The sequence below is a fragment of the Agrobacterium tumefaciens genome, from assembly GCF_031801495.1.
Classification (GTDB): Bacteria; Pseudomonadota; Alphaproteobacteria; order Rhizobiales; family Rhizobiaceae; genus Agrobacterium; species Agrobacterium tumefaciens_K.
The window spans coordinates 2,300,721-2,318,993 of the sequence record NZ_JAOEGC010000002.1; the positions used below are offsets into that span (position 1 = coordinate 2,300,721).

At 59.3% G+C, this 18,273-nt stretch carries 19 protein-coding genes; 10 read left to right on the forward strand and 9 right to left on the reverse strand.

Going from position 1 to position 18,273, the window contains the following annotated elements; genetic code table 11:
- On the forward strand, nt 1-1,434 hold the full coding sequence (locus tag N7578_RS20635) for an NAD(P)(+) transhydrogenase (Re/Si-specific) subunit beta (RefSeq protein WP_311112088.1): 1,434 nt from the start codon (nt 1-3) through the stop codon (nt 1,432-1,434).
- A gap of 69 nt (nt 1,435-1,503) precedes the next feature.
- Here N7578_RS20635 and rutF read toward each other — a convergent pair whose 3' ends face one another.
- From rutF to N7578_RS20670, 7 genes are all read right to left on the reverse strand, one after another.
- Nucleotides 1,504-2,028 (reverse strand): NADH-dependent FMN reductase RutF, encoded by a 525-nt coding sequence (rutF, locus tag N7578_RS20640; protein WP_311112089.1) that lies wholly within the window; start codon nt 2,026-2,028, stop codon nt 1,504-1,506.
- Between the two features lie 26 nt (nt 2,029-2,054).
- Entirely contained in the window at nt 2,055-2,645 is a 591-nt protein-coding gene (locus tag N7578_RS20645; RefSeq protein WP_311112090.1) for a malonic semialdehyde reductase, read from the reverse strand.
- A gap of 16 nt (nt 2,646-2,661) precedes the next feature.
- Entirely contained in the window at nt 2,662-3,453 is a 792-nt protein-coding gene (gene rutD, locus N7578_RS20650; protein WP_311112091.1) for a pyrimidine utilization protein D, read from the reverse strand.
- A 15-nt stretch (nt 3,454-3,468) separates the two neighbouring features.
- A complete protein-coding gene (gene rutC, locus N7578_RS20655; protein ID WP_311112092.1) occupies nt 3,469-3,855 on the reverse strand; it encodes a pyrimidine utilization protein C in 387 nt (128 codons plus the stop codon).
- A 26-nt stretch (nt 3,856-3,881) separates the two neighbouring features.
- Nucleotides 3,882-4,622 carry a pyrimidine utilization protein B gene (rutB, locus tag N7578_RS20660; protein WP_311112093.1) on the reverse strand — a complete coding sequence of 247 codons (741 nt, stop codon included), beginning with the start codon at nt 4,620-4,622 and terminating at the stop codon, nt 3,882-3,884.
- Complete coding sequence (gene rutA / locus N7578_RS20665; RefSeq protein ID WP_311112094.1) at nt 4,619-5,710, reverse strand: pyrimidine utilization protein A; 1,092 nt, start codon at nt 5,708-5,710, stop codon at nt 4,619-4,621. The genes rutB and rutA overlap by 4 nt, the downstream gene beginning before the upstream one ends.
- A gap of 257 nt (nt 5,711-5,967) precedes the next feature.
- The gene (locus N7578_RS20670; protein WP_311112095.1) at nt 5,968-6,579 is read right to left on the reverse strand and encodes a biliverdin-producing heme oxygenase; all 612 of its coding nucleotides are present in this window, start codon (nt 6,577-6,579) and stop codon (nt 5,968-5,970) included.
- A gap of 229 nt (nt 6,580-6,808) precedes the next feature.
- Here N7578_RS20670 and N7578_RS20675 point away from each other — a divergent pair, with 229 nt between their 5' ends.
- The 9 genes from N7578_RS20675 to N7578_RS20715 all read left to right on the forward strand — a co-directional run bounded on the left by N7578_RS20675 (nt 6,809) and on the right by N7578_RS20715 (nt 15,720).
- Complete coding sequence (locus N7578_RS20675; RefSeq protein WP_311112096.1) at nt 6,809-7,693, forward strand: dihydrodipicolinate synthase family protein; 885 nt, start codon at nt 6,809-6,811, stop codon at nt 7,691-7,693.
- Between the two features lie 13 nt (nt 7,694-7,706).
- Nucleotides 7,707-8,363 carry a GntR family transcriptional regulator gene (locus N7578_RS20680; RefSeq protein ID WP_311112097.1) on the forward strand — a complete coding sequence of 219 codons (657 nt, stop codon included), beginning with the start codon at nt 7,707-7,709 and terminating at the stop codon, nt 8,361-8,363.
- Between the two features lie 54 nt (nt 8,364-8,417).
- Nucleotides 8,418-9,746, forward strand: a complete 1,329-nt coding sequence (locus tag N7578_RS20685) for a sugar ABC transporter substrate-binding protein (protein WP_311112098.1) — start codon at nt 8,418-8,420, stop codon at nt 9,744-9,746.
- The gene (locus N7578_RS20690) at nt 9,746-10,684 is read left to right on the forward strand and encodes a sugar ABC transporter permease (protein WP_311112099.1); all 939 of its coding nucleotides are present in this window, start codon (nt 9,746-9,748) and stop codon (nt 10,682-10,684) included. Before N7578_RS20685 ends, N7578_RS20690 begins: the two co-directional genes overlap by 1 nt.
- Nucleotides 10,684-11,520 (forward strand): carbohydrate ABC transporter permease, encoded by an 837-nt coding sequence (locus N7578_RS20695; RefSeq protein ID WP_311112100.1) that lies wholly within the window; start codon nt 10,684-10,686, stop codon nt 11,518-11,520. Before N7578_RS20690 ends, N7578_RS20695 begins: the two co-directional genes overlap by 1 nt.
- Nucleotides 11,521-11,551: 31 nt before the next feature.
- Nucleotides 11,552-12,613: a sn-glycerol-3-phosphate ABC transporter ATP-binding protein UgpC gene (locus tag N7578_RS20700; RefSeq protein WP_311112101.1), complete on the forward strand. Its 1,062-nt coding sequence runs from the start codon at nt 11,552-11,554 to the stop codon at nt 12,611-12,613.
- Nucleotides 12,614-12,643: 30 nt separating this feature from the next.
- Nucleotides 12,644-13,606, forward strand: coding sequence for a sugar kinase (locus N7578_RS20705; RefSeq protein ID WP_311112102.1), 963 nt, complete (start codon nt 12,644-12,646; stop codon nt 13,604-13,606).
- A 169-nt stretch (nt 13,607-13,775) separates the two neighbouring features.
- The gene (locus N7578_RS20710) at nt 13,776-14,834 is read left to right on the forward strand and encodes a P1 family peptidase (protein WP_311112103.1); all 1,059 of its coding nucleotides are present in this window, start codon (nt 13,776-13,778) and stop codon (nt 14,832-14,834) included.
- A 19-nt stretch (nt 14,835-14,853) separates the two neighbouring features.
- Nucleotides 14,854-15,720, forward strand: a complete 867-nt coding sequence (locus N7578_RS20715) for a D-amino-acid transaminase (RefSeq protein ID WP_311112104.1) — start codon at nt 14,854-14,856, stop codon at nt 15,718-15,720.
- 33 nt (nt 15,721-15,753) lie between these two features.
- On the opposite strand, the gene N7578_RS20720 is transcribed toward N7578_RS20715, so the two are convergent.
- Nucleotides 15,754-16,647 (reverse strand): LysR substrate-binding domain-containing protein, encoded by an 894-nt coding sequence (locus N7578_RS20720; RefSeq protein ID WP_311112105.1) that lies wholly within the window; start codon nt 16,645-16,647, stop codon nt 15,754-15,756.
- Nucleotides 16,648-16,735: 88 nt separating this feature from the next.
- Nucleotides 16,736-18,247 carry a serine hydrolase domain-containing protein gene (locus N7578_RS20725; protein WP_311112106.1) on the reverse strand — a complete coding sequence of 504 codons (1,512 nt, stop codon included), beginning with the start codon at nt 18,245-18,247 and terminating at the stop codon, nt 16,736-16,738.
- Between the last annotated feature and the right edge of the window lie 26 nt (nt 18,248-18,273).

An 18,273-nucleotide genomic window follows, 5' to 3' on the forward strand; every position in this document is an offset into this window, starting at 1 on the left:
ATGACCATTGGTATCGTTTCCGCGGCCTATGTCGCCGCAGCCGTTCTGTTCATCCTTTCACTCGGCGGTCTTTCCGGGCAGGAGAGCGCCAAGCGCGCCGTCTGGTACGGCATAACGGGCATGGGACTTGCGATCATCGCCACCGTCTTCGGACCGGATGTCGGGCACTGGTTCATCGTGCTTCTGATGCTGGCGGGTGGTGCCGTTCTCGGCCACTACGTCGCAAGCCGCGTGCAGATGACCGAAATGCCGCAGCTTGTTGCAGCCCTTCATTCCTTCGTCGGCCTTGCGGCCGTCTTCATCGGCTTCAACGCCCATATCGAGGAAGCCCATGTCGCAGGCCTCGATGAGGCCGCAAAGGCGGCGCTGACCGGCTTCTCGGCCATCCTGGCACACAAGACACCCGTTGAGCTGGCCATCATGAAGGTCGAGGTCTTCCTCGGCGTCTTCATCGGCGCAGTCACCTTCACGGGCTCCGTTGTCGCCTTCGGCAAGCTTGCCGGCAAGGTCGACGGCAAGGCAAAGAAGCTGCCGGGCGGTCATTTCCTCAATGCAGGCGCGGCCATCGCCTCGCTGCTGCTTCTGGTGATGTACTGCAACGGCGCAGGCGTCTGGACGCTGATCCTCATGACGCTGTTTGCCTTCTTCATCGGTTACCACCTCATCATGGGCATCGGCGGCGCCGACATGCCGGTCGTGGTATCGATGCTGAACAGCTATTCCGGCTGGGCGGCAGCAGCCATCGGCTTTACGCTCGGCAACGATCTCCTGATCGTCACCGGCGCGCTGGTGGGCTCTTCGGGTGCGATCCTCTCCTACATCATGTGCAAGGCCATGAACCGCTCCTTCGTGTCGGTCATCCTGGGTGGCTTCGGCGGCACGACGGGTCCGGCCATGGAAATCGAGGGCGAACAGGTGGCCATCGACACCGAAGGCGTAGCCGCGGCTCTCAACGATGCCGACAGCGTGATCATCGTGCCCGGTTACGGCATGGCGGTGGCACAGGCGCAGGCTGCGGTTTCCGAACTTACCCGCAAGCTGCGCGCCGATGGCAAGACGGTACGTTTCGCCATTCATCCCGTCGCAGGCCGTCTGCCAGGCCACATGAACGTGCTTCTTGCGGAAGCCAAGGTGCCGTACGACATCGTGCTGGAAATGGACGAGATCAACGACGACTTCCCGACCACGGACGTCGTGATCGTCATCGGCTCGAACGACATCGTCAACCCGGCCGCACAGGACGATCCGAACTCTCCGATCGCCGGTATGCCGGTTCTGGAAGTGTGGAAATCCAAGCTGGTGATCGTTTCAAAGCGCGGTCAGGGAACAGGTTATTCCGGCATCGAGAACCCGCTGTTCTACAAGGACAACACTCGTATGTTCTACGGTGATGCCAAAAAATCCATCAACGAGCTTCTGCCGTTTATCAAGTAAAACGAAAGGGCGCTTGCGAAAACCGCAAGCGCCCTTGTTCTTAACTAGCTGGCTGCAACGCTATCGAAGTCAAAGCGTGCGATAACCACGGTTGAAATACAGCAGCGCTTCCTCGCGGTCACTGACAACCATATCCACCACATCGCAGATGAGGATATCGTGCGTGCCGCCGTCGTGCACGGTGCGAACGCGGCAATCGAAAGAAACAAGCGCATCTTCCAGCACCGGCGCGCCGGTCTGAAGCACGCCCCAGTTCCCGGCAGCGAAGCGTTCGTCAACCGGCGTCTTTCCACCAAACAGGCTGCTCAGCGCCTGATGCTGGGGACCCAGCGTGTTGACGCAGACGACCCCGTTGGTCGTGACGGCGCGATGCGCGGACGAATTGCGGTTGAGGCACACGAGCAGAGTGGGCGGATTGTCGGATACGCTGCATACGGCCGTGGCGGCAAAACCGGCCCGGCCAGCTTCACCGTCCGTCGTCACGATATTCACCGCCGCTGCCAGCCGCGCCATGGCGTTTCGATATTCGAGGCCAAGCTCCTGTGCAGTCTTCGCCTCCATATCCGCTTCCTTTTCCAGAGACACCATCCGCATCTAACCTATCCTTCCTTAACAGGCTCTCAAGCCAGAACACATGCGTCTTCGAACGCAAAACGCGGCAGACGTCCAAACAGCTTCGACGGATCGCCATGCCCCAGATTGATGAGGAAATTGGACTTCCAGGTCGTACCGGCAAAGAAAGCCTCATCGACCTTGGCCTTGTCGAAACCCGACATGGCGCCGGTATCGAGGCCGAGCGCACGGGCTGCGAGAATGAGATAACCGGCTTGCAGGGTGGCGTTGCGGAACGCTGTCTCCTCGGCAACGGCAGGGCTGGAGGTGAACCACGAGCGCGCATCCCCATGCGGGAACAGGAACGGCAGCTTTTCATAAAATTCGCTGTCGATCGCGGCAATCACCGTCACAGGCGCCGTCATGGTTTTCTCAAGATTGCCGGAGGACAACGCAGGCCTGAGCTTTTCCTTGCCTTCGGCCGTACGCACGAAAACGAACCTTGCCGGAGAGCAATTGGCCGAGGTCGGCCCCATCTTCGTCAGATCGAACAGTTTTTTCAGGATCTCGTCGCCGACCGGCTCGCCATTCCAGCCGTTATGGGTCCGGGCCTCGGTGAAAAGCGCCGCAAGTGCCTGATTATCCAGTGCAGTCGTCATTGAATTGGAAGTCCTCTCACTTGGTATGCGATGCCGGTAGCAGAAACTGCAGGAGGCGTCTGTTGAAAAGATCCGGCTCGGTCACATTGACCGCGTGTGCGCCGAAATCCATGAGGCAAAGTTCGGCATCCGGCAGGGCATCCGCCAGCCGGTTCGAGCGCGTAAAGGGAACAAGCAGATCGTCCTTCGTCGCCAGAACCAGTGTCGGGTTTCCAACCTCGCCAAGACGGTCATCGACATCGAAGGCCCTGAGCGCTGCGATACGCCGAAGAACATTCGTCCTGCCCTGAAAATGCGCCACGCCGTGGGCGTCGTCTTTGGCCAGCCGTTCGGCATTTTCCGACATCCACACCGCAGGATACAGAAACAGCGGCTGCGCCTTCACGAAGGCTTCGACACCGGATTTTTCCAGAAGTTCGATGCGCACGTCGAAGCAGCGGCCGGAATGCGGGTCGGCCTTGCTCCATGCGTTGATGAGCACGAGCCTGCCGATCAGGCCGGGCTTGCGAAGGGCAATATCGAGGCCGATGAGGCCACCAAGCGCATGCCCCATGAAATGAAAGGTTTCGAGGTTCAGGGTTGCTGCGATCTCCAGAACGTCGTCGGCCATCGCGGCGATGCCGCCGTTTTCCGGAACCTCGCCACCCGTCCGACCAGTTCCGCGATGGTCATAGGTGACCACACGGAAATGCTCGGAAAGCAACGCGATCTGGGGCGCCCAGTAAGCACCCGATCCGCCAAGCCCGGATGACAGGATGATCGTTTCCGCCTGGGGATCCGTTCGGCCATGAACCTCGAAATGCATCATGATTGAGCGTTGCCCTTATTTGCCGATATGCGCGACGGTGGCGATTTCCACCAGCGCATCAGGCTTTACCAGACCGCACTGGATGCAGTAGCGCGCCGGCTTGTCACCGGGAAAATACTCGGCGTAAACCTTGTTGACGGCCTGATAATTCGCCCAGTCGGTGATGAAGATGTGGTTCATCGTCACGTCTTCCATCGTGCCGCCGGCTGTTTCGATGACTGACTTGATGGTTTCCAGCACATGCCGGGTCTGCGCGCCAGCATCGCCCACATGCACCACGTTGTTGTCCTTGTCGAACGGCAGCGTACCCGAGACGTACACGACGCCATCGGCAAGCGTTCCCGGCGAATAAGGCGCGATGGGCTTGGAGGTACCAGCAGGCACGACGATCTTTTTCGGCATTTCGTTCTCCTCTTTGTGATTGAATATCAGTCGCTGACGGGGGCGGCCTGCGAGATGACGCCGCAGAAATCGTTGACGGTCGCCACCCAGCCGAAAAACTTCTCGACGTTGTAGACCGTGGCCTGCTGGATGTAGTCCGGCCCCAGATGATGCGTCGCATCTTCCAGCATGACGCCAAAATATTCGAGATGGAAAGCATCGCGCAGCGAGCTTTCGACGCAGACATTTGTGGCGATGCCGACGAAGACGAGATTGCGGATGCCACGCGCCCGCAAAACGCTGTCCATGTTGGTGTTGAAGAAGCCGCTATAGCGCGTCTTCGGCACCAGAATGTCGCCCGGCTGCGGTTGCAACTCGTCAACGATGGCGTAGTCCCACGTACCTTTGGCAAGCAGCTGCCCCTGAAGCTCGGGCCGGGCCCGCATGGTTTTCAGCGCGTTGGACTTGTGCCAGTTCGGCGAACCCGGCCCACCCGCCTCGACGTAATCCTTGTCCCAGCCGTTCTGGAAATAGATCACCTGAACGCCCGCCGCGCGGGCCGCATCCAGTGTCTTCTTGATGTTGGCGATGGTGCCTTTCGCGCCGGTTATGTCGAACCCGGCCAGGTCGACATAACCGCCCTCGGTCGAATAGGCGTTCTGCATGTCCACCACCACAACGGCGGTTTCGCTCGGATTGAGTGTGATCGGCTCCGGCCGGGCCGGAAGCGTGACGCTTTCCGACCGGCTTTTCGGCGCACGGTATCCTGCCGCGACGGCCTCGCTCATTCTGCTGCCTCCAGTGCCGGCTTGATGTGCTGACGGCTTTTCATCAACGGCTGAACATATTTGCCGAACTTCTCGATGCCTTCGACGAAATCGTCGAATGTCAGCATGACGCCGCCGGTGCCAGGCACCTCGCTCATCTCGTCAAGCATGGCCGCCACTTCCTCATAGGAACCGATGATCGTGCCCATGTTGATGTTCACCGCCGAAACAGGGTTCGACATATGGCGAACGTTGGTATCGGAGCCGGACTTGGTATCTGCGGCACTCTGAAGGCCAAGCCACTTGATGGCGTCTTCGTCGGCACCCGCCTTGTAGTGTTCCCACTTCGCCCAGGCGTCTTCCGATTTCTCCTCGGCAAGAACCATGGTCAGCACGAAAGAGCGCACGTCTCGGCCAGTCTTTTCGTTTGCCGCCAACAGGCGCTCATTGGTGGGCGCGAATGCCTTCGGCGTGTTGACGCCCACGCCGAAGCAGAAGCTATAGTCCGCGAACTTCGACGAAAAAGCCATGCCGGCATTGGAAGAACCGGCGCAGATGAGCTTCACGTCACCTTCCGGCACCGGCTTCATCCGGCAATCGTCCATGGTGAAGTACTTGCCCTTCAGGTCGGACTGACCCGTGGTCAGCAGTTCCTTCAACACGGTCGTGTATTCGTCCAGATATTGATAGCGATCGGCAAAATAATCATCGCCCGGCCATAGCCCCATCTGGCTGTATTCCGGCCGCTGCCAGCCCGTGATGAGATTGATACCGAAACGACCGCCGGAAATGCTGTCGATGGTGGTTGCCATGCGTGCCACGATGGCGGGAGGCATGACCAGCGTGGCGGCGGTGCCGAACAGCTTGATCTTCGAGGTGACGGCGGCCAGACCCGCCATCAGCGTGAAGCTTTCCAGATTGTAGTCCCAGAATTCAGTCTTGCCGCCAAAACCGCGCAGCTTGATCATCGACAGCGCAAAATCGAAGCCGTATTTTTCAGCCTTGAGCGTGATTTCCTTGTTCAGCTCGAAACTTGGCTTGTACTGGGGCGCATTTTCCGAGAGCAGCCAACCGTTGTTCCCGATCGGAATAAAAACACCAATTTCCATCTGGCTTATCCTTCCCCTTTTTCACATCAGGCATGTCCTGATTTGACGATTGAGAAGCAGATTCCGTGCCAAACAAAAAAATCGTTACTATTCAATGGCATGGATTCGTGCCCTTAAATATTTTTTACCGAAAGATAAAAATTTTATCGTTCGGTAAATAAACTTGCCCATTTTTTAGCACGAACGCAAGGTGTTGAACAGAAAAAGGGCGGCCCGTTGGAGCCGCCCTTGATCGTGCAGAACATTAGTTGCGTATTTCAGACGAGGCGCTGCTGCGCATAGGCGTGAACGGCATTGAAAGCCGCCTTTGCGCCTTCGACGACCCGCTCTTCCTCTTCCGTGCTCAACTCGATGTCATCGAGCGCTGCGGTGAAGGTGCGCCAGTGCAGGCCACGGCCTTCCGGCGCGCCTGCCAGATGCCGGGCGCCGAACTCTTCGTTCAAACCGAGTTTGGCGGCATCCTTGAGAAGGAAGGCAGCGCCGAGATTGGAGCCCTCCACCACGTAAAGCCAGCCCATCGCTTCCGGCAGGTCGAACGGCGTTTCACCTGTGAAGCGCGGCGTCTCCGTTTCCGGCAGAGCACGACCCAGGTCGGCAAGATCCTGCTCGATCATCGACAGACGGCGGCGGCCCCTCAGGTCCGGTAGCAGGCCATCCAGCACATCATTGGCGAAGAATACATCGAGATCGCGGTGGAACAGGTACTGGGTTTCCACGAACTTGCCGTAGTTGTCACGGCTGTCGAACGGCTTCGCTTGCATGATGAAAGTGTCCAGCCCACCGTGCGCGCCACGCGTTGCAGCCTTGAGGCGCTTTGCCCGGCTCTGCTCCACATCTGCCGCCTGAACCGGCGTTTCAGCAATACTCATCACATTGATCCCTGTTACCCGCTAATGGGAACGTCCAATAAAAATCTTTACTATAATAGTCAAATTTTATTTTCGCACGTAAGCGGCGTTCGAAAAGCTTAGCCGAGCTTATCTTTTTCGACAATTTCCAAAGGCATGTGCCTTCATATGCAACGCTCCTGCAATTAGCACTTTACAACTAACATGTCACTGCGCTATCAATTCGCAGTCACTTGGGAGGAGCATACAATTGACCCAGAAATTCGGCCTTTCGGCAGCGCTGACAACCCCTTTCAAAACCGATGGGTCCATCGATATCGACGCCATGATCGCCCATACGCGCCGCTGCCTTGCCAGCGGCTGCAACAGCGTGACGCTGTTCGGCACCACAGGTGAAGGCAGTTCCATCGGCACAAAAGAGCGGCAAACGATCCTCTCGCGTTTCATCGAAGCGGGAATTGCGCCATCCTCCATCGTGACTGGCGTTCTGGTGGATTCCATAGAGGATGCGGCGGTCCAGTCTGCCGAAGCGCTGAAGGCGGGCGCTCGTAACATCCTTCTTGCTCCGCCCTCCTATTTCAAGAACGTGAGCGATGAAGGACTGTTTTCGTGGTTCTCCGCCGTTTTCGCAAAGATCGGCAAGGATGCGCGCGACATCCTCGTCTACAACATTCCCTCCGTCACCATGGTAACGCTCTCCGTTGAACTGGTCGGCCGCCTGAAGACCGCGTTTCCCGGTATCGTGACCGGCGTGAAGGATTCATCCGGCAACTGGCCACAGACCGAGCGTCTCCTCAAGGAGCACGGCGACCTCGCCATCCTGATCGGTGACGAACGCGATCTGGCAAAGGGCGTTCGCCTCGGCGGTCAGGGCGCGATTTCCGGCGTCGCCAACTTCCTGCCGCAGGCGGTGCGCGCCATGGCCGTCGATGGCAAGGATGACAAGCGCATCGAAGATCTTGTTGTGGAACTTCTGAAATTTCCGGTAACGCCTGCCGTCAAGGTGCTGGTATCACACACCACAGGGGAAAACATCTGGCTTGAGGTGCGCGCACCGCTCGTGGCGATCTCGGCCGAAGACAGGCAGAAGATCGTGGCGGCATTCGATACGCTGTTCCGCAAGCAGGCCGCCTGAAGAAGGAACTGGCATGGACGATACCGGCGAACAGACAACCTTGAGGGAAAAGGCGTATGAAAGTTTTACGCATCACCTTCTTGCGCGCGATGTTCGTCCGGGACAGTTCATTTCACAGCGTCGTCTCGTGGAGCTGACGGGCCTGCCACTCGGCGCGATCCGCGAGGCAATCCCCAGGCTTGAGGCCGATGGCCTGATAAAGACCGTTCCGCAGCGCGGGCTTCAGGTCGCGCATATCGACATCAACCTGATCCGCGAGGCATTCCAGTTCCGTATTCTTCTGGAAAAGGAAGCCGTTGCGAACTTCACGCGGACGGCCTCCGATGCCGCCATCGCCAATATGCTGAAAGAGCATCGCGATATCGCCGACGCGGCGGAAAAAGCAAGTTCGACCGAACTGGACGAACGCGCACAGGCGGTCGACTGGGGAATGCACGATGCCTTTATCGACTCGCTGAACAACTCGATCATCTCGAACGCGTACCGGGTCAATTCGATCAAAATGCGCCTTATCAATCAGGAGCGTTTTCGTATCGCCGGCCATGTGAAATCGGTGATGAAGGAACATCTCGCCATTCTCGAAGCCATCGAGCGCCGCTCGGTGGACGAAGCAGTCGAACGGCTGACCGCCCATATCCGCAATGCAAGGGACAGGGCGCTGGCAGTATAAAATTGAAAACCGGCCGGGGGTGAGGAGATTTTCGGCCACAAGAGGAGGAAAGACATGACGCATTCATTGCTCAAGCCGACGCGCCGAGCGTTTCTGGCTGGAACCGCCGCCATCGGCGGCAGCGCGCTTCTCGGCGTTCGCACCGCATCGGCCGCCGTGAACTGGAAAAAACACGCCGGCACGACGCTGGAAGTCAATCTCGTCAAAAGCCCGCGCAGCGAAACGCTTATCAAGTACCTGAGCGAATTTGAAGAACTGACCGGCATCAAGGTCAATGCCGAGGCAACACCTGAGCAGCAGCAACGCCAGAAGGTGGTGATCGAGCTTTCCTCCGGCAAGCCGAGCTTCGACGTCGTGCACCTGAGCTACCACGTCCAGAAACGCCAGTTCGAAAAGGGCAAGTGGCTAGCCGATATCAGCGGCTTCCTGAAAGATCCGTCGCTGACGGACCCGTCGTTGGTGGAAAAGGACTTCGCCGAAGCTGGTATGCTGTTTGCGAAAGACAGCGATGGCGTGCTGCGTTCGCTGCCCTTCTCTGTCGATTACTGGATCGTCTACTGGAACAAGGAGCTTTTCGAGGCCAAGGGGCTGAAATACCCGGAAACCTTCGAGCAACTGGTCGATGCCGCCGAAAAAATCACCGACCCCTCCACCAACACCTATGGCTTCGTCGCACGCGGCCTGAAGAACGCCAACACCCCTGTCTGGACCTCGTTGATGCTGGGTTACGGCGCAAAGCCGATCGTGGATGGCAAGGTCGACACCGAATCCAAGGAAGCGGTGGAAGCAGCAAAACTCTATCAGCGCCTGATGACGAAGGCGGCACCGCCCGGCGTCTCCGGCTTCAACTGGGCTGAAGCGCAATCGGCCTTCCTTCAGGGCAAGATCGGCATGTGGTTCGATGGCGTCGGTTTTGCCCCGCCAATCGAAAACCCGGAAAAGTCCCGCGTCGTTGGCAAGGTCGGTTACGGCGTCATGCCGAAGGGACCGGCAGCGCAGGCCGCAGGCACGTTCGGCGATGGTCTGGGCGTGGTGGAAGCAAGCACGAAGAAGGAAGCCGCCTACCTTTTCTGCCAGTGGGCGATCTCGCATGAAATGGGTGCACGTCTGCTTCAGGCCGGTGCGGGCGTTCCGTTCCGCCAGTCTATCCTCGAAGATCAGAAGGTCCGAGAAGGCGTCAAGATGCCTGCCGCCTGGCTCGATGCCGTCGTCGGCTCCGGCAAGGTTTCGCAGCTCGCGCTCCCCGTCATCATCCCCGTCACCGAATTCCGCGACATCTATGGCGTGGGCCTGACCAACATGATCGGCGGGGCCGACCCGGCGGCAGAACTCAAGAAAGCGACAGAGCAGTTCGCACCTGTTCTGGCACGTAGCGAGGGATAATGGTGTCCGTCAGCATCGAAAACACGGGAACGCATGCCAGTCGTAAAAAAAGGAGCAAGCCCGCGCGGCTTGCTCCCAACTACTGGCCGTTCGTCATACCGGCACTCGTCGTCATCGCAGCCGTGATCGTTTTCCCCTGGGTCTTCACACTCTGGATGAGCGCGCACCGCTGGACACTCGGGCAGGAGCAGAGCTTCATCGGTTTCGATAACTATATCCGGCTCGCAAGCGATGCCCGGTTCTGGGAATCGCTGTGGCACACTCTGGTCTATACGGTTCTGTCGGTCGTCGCGCCGCTGTTCCTCGGAACATTGGCAGCGCTTGTTTTCGATGCGCAGTTTCCGCTGCGCGGTTTTCTGCGCGGCGTCTTCGTGATGCCGATGATGGCAACCCCGGTTGCCATCGCACTCGTCTGGACCATGATGTTCCACCCGCAGCTCGGCGTCCTGAACTACCTTCTGTCGTTCATCGGCATCGGCCCGCTGGAATGGATCTACAACCAGTCGACTGTCATTCCATCGCTGGTGCTGGTGGAAACATGGCAATGGACACCTCTCGTCATGCTGATCGTGCTCGGTGGCCTCGCGGCCGTCCCGCGTGAGCCGTACGAAAGCGCCGAAATCGATGGCGCCAATGCCTGGCAGAAGTTCCGCTACCTGACCATGCCGATGATCGCGCCGTTCCTGATGATCGCCGTCATCATCCGCTCCATCGATGCCGTCAAAAGCTTCGACATCATCTATGCGATGACCCAGGGCGGCCCCGGCACGGCATCTGAAACCATCAACATCTACCTCTACAACACCGCATTCGCCTATTACGACATCGGCTACGGCTCGGCCATGGCCGTCGTCTTCTTCATCGTCATTATCGCGCTGTCCTTCGTGCTGCTCATGGTTCGCCAGCGCACTCAATGGAACGAGATGGAGGACCGCTGATGAAACGCCAGCTTTTCACAAAAAAGAACATCGACCGTATCAGCCTGTTTTTCGTGGCGCTGGTCATGATCTCGCCGGTCATCCTGTTCTTCCTCTGGATGATCTCGCTGTCGCTGAAATTCGAAATCGACAACGGCGCCTATCCGCCGATCCTCATTCCCGAACGCTTCGCATGGTCGAACTATGTGAAGGTCTTTGAGGAAAACAACTTCTTCCTCTATTTCTGGAACTCCGTGCTGGTGACAGGCGCAGCCACCTTCCTGGCCCTCGTCATCGGCGTTCCCGCAGGTTACGGGATAGCGCGGCTGAAGGCGGAAAAGTCGGCCATCGTCATCATGATCGCCCGCATGACACCCGGCCTCTCCTTCCTCATCCCACTGTTCCTACTGTTCCAATGGCTGAACCTGCTCGGCACGCTCTGGCCACAGATCATTATCCATCTGGTGGTGACGGTTCCCATCGTCGTGTGGATCATGATCGGTTATTTCGAAACCACGCCGAAGGAACTCGAGGAAGCAGCCAGCATCGATGGCGCGTCGTCCTGGCAGGTGTTCCGCCTCGTGGCGCTGCCGATTGCCAAGCCCGGCATCGTCGTGTCCTTCATCCTCGCCGTCATCTTCTCGTGGAACAACTTCGTCTTCGGCATCGTGCTGGCCAGCCGTGAAACGCGCACCCTGCCGGTCGCGGTCTACAACATGCTGTCCTTCGAGCAAGTCAGCTGGGGTCCGCTTGCCGCAGCAGCGCTCATCGTCACGCTGCCGGTACTTCTGCTGACCATGTTCGCACAGAAACAGATCGTGGCGGGCCTGACCGCCGGCGCCGTCAAGGGCGGCTGAAACAAAACCTATTTTTTACGGGATCAAAACAATGGCACCGGTCAATATTCAGAATGTCCAGAAGCGCTTCGGCTCCGTCAATGTCATCCACGGCATCGACATCGACATCAAGGACGGCGAATTCGTCGTTCTCGTCGGTCCCTCCGGCTGCGGCAAGTCCACCCTGCTGCGCATGATCGCCGGGTTGGAAGAAGTCAGCGACGGCGAAATCCACATCGGCGCGCGCGAGGTCAGCCATCTTCCCGCCCGCGACCGCGATATCGCCATGGTGTTCCAGAACTACGCGCTTTATCCGCACATGACGGTGAAGGACAACATGGGTTTCGCACTGAAACTCAAGAAGGTCGACCAGAAGGAAACAGAGGCCAAGGTCAACAAGGCAGCCTCCATTCTGGGGCTGGAAAAACTGCTGGACCGTTATCCGCGCCAGCTTTCCGGTGGTCAGCGCCAGCGCGTCGCCATGGGCCGCGCCCTTGTGCGCGATCCGCAGGTGTTCCTGTTCGACGAGCCGCTGTCCAACCTCGACGCCAAGCTGCGCGTTCAAATGCGCGGCGAGATCAAGGCGATGCACCAGCGCATCGGCACCACCACCATCTACGTGACCCACGATCAGGTGGAGGCCATGACCATGGCCGACAAGATCGTCGTTCTGCATGACGGCGTGATCGAACAGATCGGTGCACCGCTGGAACTTTACGACAACCCCGCCAATCTGTTCGTGGCAGGCTTCATCGGCTCGCCCGCCATGAACTTCATTCGCGGCAAGGTCGAGGAAGGCGTGTTCCGCTCCGCCAAGGGGCTGGTGCTGCCACTGCCGGAAACGGCAAACCCCGCAGCACTCGGCGGCCGCGATCTGGTCTATGGCGTGCGTCCCGAACATATCCGGGCATCGGCCAGTGGCAACATCGAAGGGCAGGTCGGGCTGGTGGAAGGCACTGGCTCGGAAATCTACGCCAGACTGGATTGCAAGGGCGACGATATCGCCTGCCTGTTCCGCGAACGTCTGGATGTGAAGTTCGGCGACACGATCCGTATTGCCATCGATCCTTCGACGGTCCATCTGTTCGACAAGGAAAGCGGCAAGCGTATCTGATACGCTTGCAGACAGGCAGTGGTGACGCGCATGATCAGCGAGAACACAAACGGCAAACATGTATTGTGTGTTGGCGCTGCCGTGCTCGATACGCTTTTTCGCGTGCGTGACATGCCGCGTGGCGAAGGCAAGGTTTTGCCCTACGATATGCTTCAGATCGCTGAGGGCATGGCCTCCAGCGCTGCCTATACCGTGCATCGCATGGGCGGGCGCGCCAGTCTGTGGGGTGCTGTGGGCGATGACGAAACGGGAGCGCGCATCATTCGCGACCTTTCGGAAAGCGGCATCGACACATCGGGCATGACGATTGCCGCCGGTGCGCGCTCCGCCCTGTCGACCATCATCATCGATGATCGCGGCGACCGACTGATCGTTCCCTTCTACGATCACAGGCTGCATGAGAAGAAACGATCCTGCACACCGGACGACCTGCAGCCGTTCGATGCGGTTCTCGTCGATGTGCGGTGGCCGGAACTGGCGCTGGACGTTCTGACCGTTGCCCGATCGCTCGGCAAGCCCGCCATTCTGGATGGCGATGTGGCGCCAGTCGAAACGCTGGAGAAGCTGGCACCCGCCGCCACCCACATCATTTTCTCCGAACCGGCAGCGGCAAAACTGACGGAAACGGATGATGTTCCCGCCATGCTGCCGATCCTGCATGCCCGCTACCCGCAGACATTCATCGCCGTGACGGCCGGACCGGCGGGCTGCTGGTGGACCGAGCCTGATGACCCGGCCGTACATTTTCAGTCCACGATAGAGATCAAGGCGGTGGACACGCTCGCGGCAGGTGATGTCTTTCACGGCACATTTGCACTGGCCATTGCGGAAGGCAAGGAAAGCCGGGCAGCAATCCAGCTGTCTTCCGTCGCCGCTGCCCTGAAATGCACCGTTTTCGGCGGACGCACCGGCACCCCCACCAGAGCCGAGGCAGAGGCCGCCTTGGCGGCGTGGCTGGCAAGCGACGAACGGGCCAGTCTGCGCCATGCCTGATGCGCAGCGGCAGCCAGTCGTGCCTCAATAGCAGGCACATACGCCGCAAGCATAAAACTATTCCATTTTTGCGATGCCGTTTCGGGACGAACTAGTCTAACGTCTGGTCATGCAAAGCTTTTTTCGAGAGCTTCGCAAGACACTCCTGCCGACACCACGAGCATCAGACATGTCCGACAGCCACCGCCCCAGACTGCGCGATATCGGTTTCAAGCCGGGCCATTTCGCAACAGGACTGCTGAATGCCATCACCGACGTTGAAGGTGTGTCCGTCGGCCACGCGACGGTGATCGAGGGTGACACGATCCGCACCGGCGCGACAGCCATCCTTCCGCACTCCGGAAACCTTTTTCAGGACAAGGTGCCAGCCGCACTCGCCGTCTATAACGGCTTCGGCAAATTCACCGGTTCGACACAGATCGAGGAACTGGGTGAGCTTGAAACACCGGTCATCCTGACCAACACGCTTGCAACCGGCAGAGCGATCGAGGCGATCAATCGCTATACCATCGCCCAGCCCGGCAACGAGAAGGTCGTCTCGCTCAACGCCGTCGTCGGCGAAACGAACGATTCCCGCCTGAACGACATTCGCGCCGGTCGCCCGAGCATCGATGAAATTGCCAGCGCTCTGGACAACACCACGACCGGCCCGGTCGCCGAAGGCGGTATTGGCGCCGGAACCGGAACGGTGGCTTTCGGCATGAAGGGCGGCATCGGAACCGCATCGCGCATCGTGCCGATTGCCGGAACAAGCTACAGCCTCGGCGTCCTCGTCCAGTCCAATTACGGTGGCCACCTTCTCGTCTGCGGCAAGCCCTACGTCAACCCCGAGCACAGGGACAAGGACGGCTCCATCGTCATCGTCGTCGCAACCGACGCGCCGCTTTCCTCGCGCAACCTGAAGAGACTTGCAGCCAGAAGCTTTGGCGGGCTGGCACGCACGGGCGCTGCCCTCAGCAACGGTTCCGGCGACTACGCACTGGCCTTTTCGACCGCCGAAGCGGTTCGCCGCACGCCTGCCCGCCGCAAGGCCGTGGCCGATTTTCCCGATCTTTCCAACGACGTGATCTCCCCGCTCTTCGAGGCCGCCATCGAGGCGACCGAAGAAGCGATCCTGAACTCGATGTGCGCGGCAACGACGACGACCGGGTTCAACGCCGCAAGTCGCAAGGCGGCGACCATCGAAGCCATTTCCATCGAAACCCTTTCCGCCCTTCTTTCAGACTGATTTTGCATACGGAGTTTGCATGACAACCCCATCCGGTCGTATCGTTTATCTCAATGGCGCATTTCTGCCTGAGGGCGAAGCGCATCTGTCCATTTTCGACCGCGGTTTCCTGTTCGGCGACGGGATTTACGAAGTCACCTCCGTTCTGGAAGGGAAGCTGATCGACAGCGATCTGCACATGGCGCGCCTCGAGCGCAGCGCCCGCGAGATCGACGTTGCCCTGCCCGTTTCGACGAAGGAAATCGTCGAAGCCGAAAGACGGCTGATCGCCGACAACAATCTCACCGAAGGTTTGATCTATCTGCAGCTGACGCGCGGCGCGGAAGACCGCAACTTCCTGTTCTCCGCCGATCTCAAGCCGACGCTGGTGATGTTCACGCAGGCCAAGAAGCTCTTGGGTTATGGCGCCGAAGAAAAGGGAATTGCCGTCAAGTCGGTGCCCGACCAGCGCTGGGAACGCCGCGACATCAAGACGGTGTGTCTGCTGCCGCAGGTCATGGCAAAACGCATTGCCAAGGCCGAAGGCTGCGATGAGGCATGGATGATCGAGGACGGCTTCGTGACCGAAGGCGCTTCTTCCACCGCCTACATCGTCACCGGTGACCGCAAGATCGTGACACGCGGCAACAGCAACAAGACCCTGCCCGGCTGCACGCGCCTTGCCGCCCTTCAGCTGGCCAAGGAAGAAGGCTTCACGCTGGAAGAACGCCCGTTCACGCTGGAAGAAGCGCTGAATGCCGAAGAAGCCTGCCTGACCAGCGCCTCGAACTTCGTGGTGTCGGTCACGACAATCGATGGCAAGCCGGTGGGTACCGGCAAACCTGGCCCGATGGTGCAGCGCCTGCGTGACCTCTACCTCGAGAACGCCCGCCGCACGGCGATTTAGAGCGTTTCCTTGTTAAATTGAAACGCTCCAAGATCAGCCGGCAACAGCCCAGATACGTTCGACGATGGGGCGGCGGTTTTCTCTGGAGCGATAAAGCCGGACATCCACGCGGATGTCCCAGCTCTCATCGGCGGCGCGCACCAGCGCGCCGTTTTGCAGTTCCTGCCGCATCAGGCTTTCGGGAACCCAGGCCACACCCCAACCGGCCATCGCCATGGCTTTCAGCCCGACCGACATGCTGCCCTCATGCACACGCTCGAATTTCGGCAGGCGCGCGCTCAGAAGATCGTAGAGCAGTGGCCCGAAGAACGACGATTTTTCGTAATCCAGATAAGCGAAGGGCTTCGTCGCCGTGACGTCGATGCGATGCAGCGGCTCTCCATTTGCATTCGGAGCGGAGACGGGAATGATGTTTTCATCGCCCAGACCACGGAACTCGAACATCTGCGCATCGAGCATGACAGGCACTTCGGAGTGGGCGTAGGTCAGCAGGAAATCGCTGTGACCGTCCACCAGCGAATTGAGGTTTTCTTCCATGCTGCCGGAATCGGGACGCAGCACGGAAAAAAGCGGCCCGACCTGATCGTTCACGCGCTTCAGCCAGTCGGGAAAAAAGGTGAATGACAGCGTATGCAGAGCCGTCAGCCGCACCGTCTGGGCATCGGCGCCTTCCTCCTGCATCAAGGTGCGCCGGGCGTGATAAAGCTGCTTCAGCGTTTCCTGCGCGACGGGTACGAACTTCACACCCGCCTCTGTCAGCCGCGACGGATAGGAAGCCCGATCGACCAGCGTCGCACCCACCCATGCCTCGAGCTGCTTGATACGACGGCTGAACGCCGATTGCGTCACATGACGCTCATCGGCTGCCTTTGAAAAGTTCAACGTTCCGGCAAGCGCCAGGAAATCCTCAAGCCATTTGACTTCCAACGGCCCATTCTCCCAACAAAGATGTGGTTCCGGCGTTAAGCAGGAACAGGGGCTTTCTTAGGAGCAATGGCAGCTGATGGAAACCCTTTTAGCGGCTTCGCGAATACTCAATCATCCGCGCCCGGCTGGAAACGAGTTCGATCCGGTCGTCGTCAAGCATGTTCAGGCAGATCCGCTTCGTCCATGGACCATCGGTGAGCGTGAACAGGAAACGGCCATTGCCAAGCGCCGTCAGCGGCATGGAGCGACGCGTCGGGCCGATGCCCATGGTCAGCGATGCGCCGGAAATCTCGAACTCCGCGCCCTCGCTGCAATACCAGCGACCGGAAAGCATATGCGGAACGGGGTGTTTCCCGACCGGCAGGAACCGGCGCTTTGCATGACCGGCCTCGCCGACGATGGCGTCGCCTTCCAGCTTCAAACGCATGGGGGACGACGCGGAGCGCGATGAAACCCAACCGTCTGCATCCTCATAAAGCGTGTCGTCGCCATCGATGAAGGTCGATGTGCTACCCTTGATCTCCAGCCACCATGGACCGTTTTCCGTCACGTACAGGCCATCCGGCAAGGTGGCGGCAGGTTTCGGCAACGGCAGGCCGGTCAACGCCGCCATGCTTTCCAGCGCGATCTTGAAGCCATTGGTGTCCTCACGGTTCGAAACCACGACGAAACCAGTCCCATTGTCGGGATCGAGCAGAAAGTAAGTCTTGTAACCCGGATGCGATCCGCCATGGCCGACGAAACGCCTCTCACCCAGATGCGACCATCTGAGGCCAAGGCCGTATTCGCTCATGCGGCCATCCGCCAGCGGACGCTCTGCGGAGAGCTGATCGAGAACGCCGCCGAACGTACCCTCGCCACGCATCAGCCCCTGCAACCAGCGGGTCAGCGCCTCAGCACTTCCGGCAAGGCTGCCCGAAGCGGAGATATGCAGGCCAGCGGCGGAAAGCTGCCAGCCCGTCTCGCCTTTCCAGTAACCGGGAGCAAGACCATCGACCGGATCGTTCCAGACATCCGGCGCCTTGAGAAAAGTGTCGAACGGAGCGGCGATGCGTTCCTGCACGAAATCATCGAAGCGGAAGCCGTTGCGCTCCAGCGCCGCCTCAACCAGACGGTAGCCGGTGTTGGAATAGGAGACTTCGGCCCCCGCCGCGAAGTTCAGACGCGTAAGACGCGACAGGTACTCCAGCAGCGGACCGGCTTTGGTTTCCGTGTAGACAGAGAGCCCGAGAAGGGAGAGGCATTCACGCGTGTCCGGTAGGCCGCCGCTCATATCCAGCGCCTGCCCCACAGTGACGTCCGACAGCGGCGATTGCAATTCCGGGAGGTGCTTGCCAAGCGGATCGTCAAGCCCGATCAGATCGGAATGCGCCAGCACCATGGCGCAGAACACATGCTTGGTAACGGAGGCGTAGCGCACGACGCTCTGCGGCGTAAACGGTGTGAAGGTCGAGAGGCTTTCAACCCCGCCCGCGTGGGCGGAGCGGATGCCCTGAAGGTCAAAGCCAATGACGGCACCACCCGGTTCGTTACCCGCCCACTGCGATGCAAAGCCCTGCGCTATGGTAGACGCCGCGTTCCAGTCGAATTGCTGTGCCATGTTTCCGTCTCGTATTCCTGAAAAAG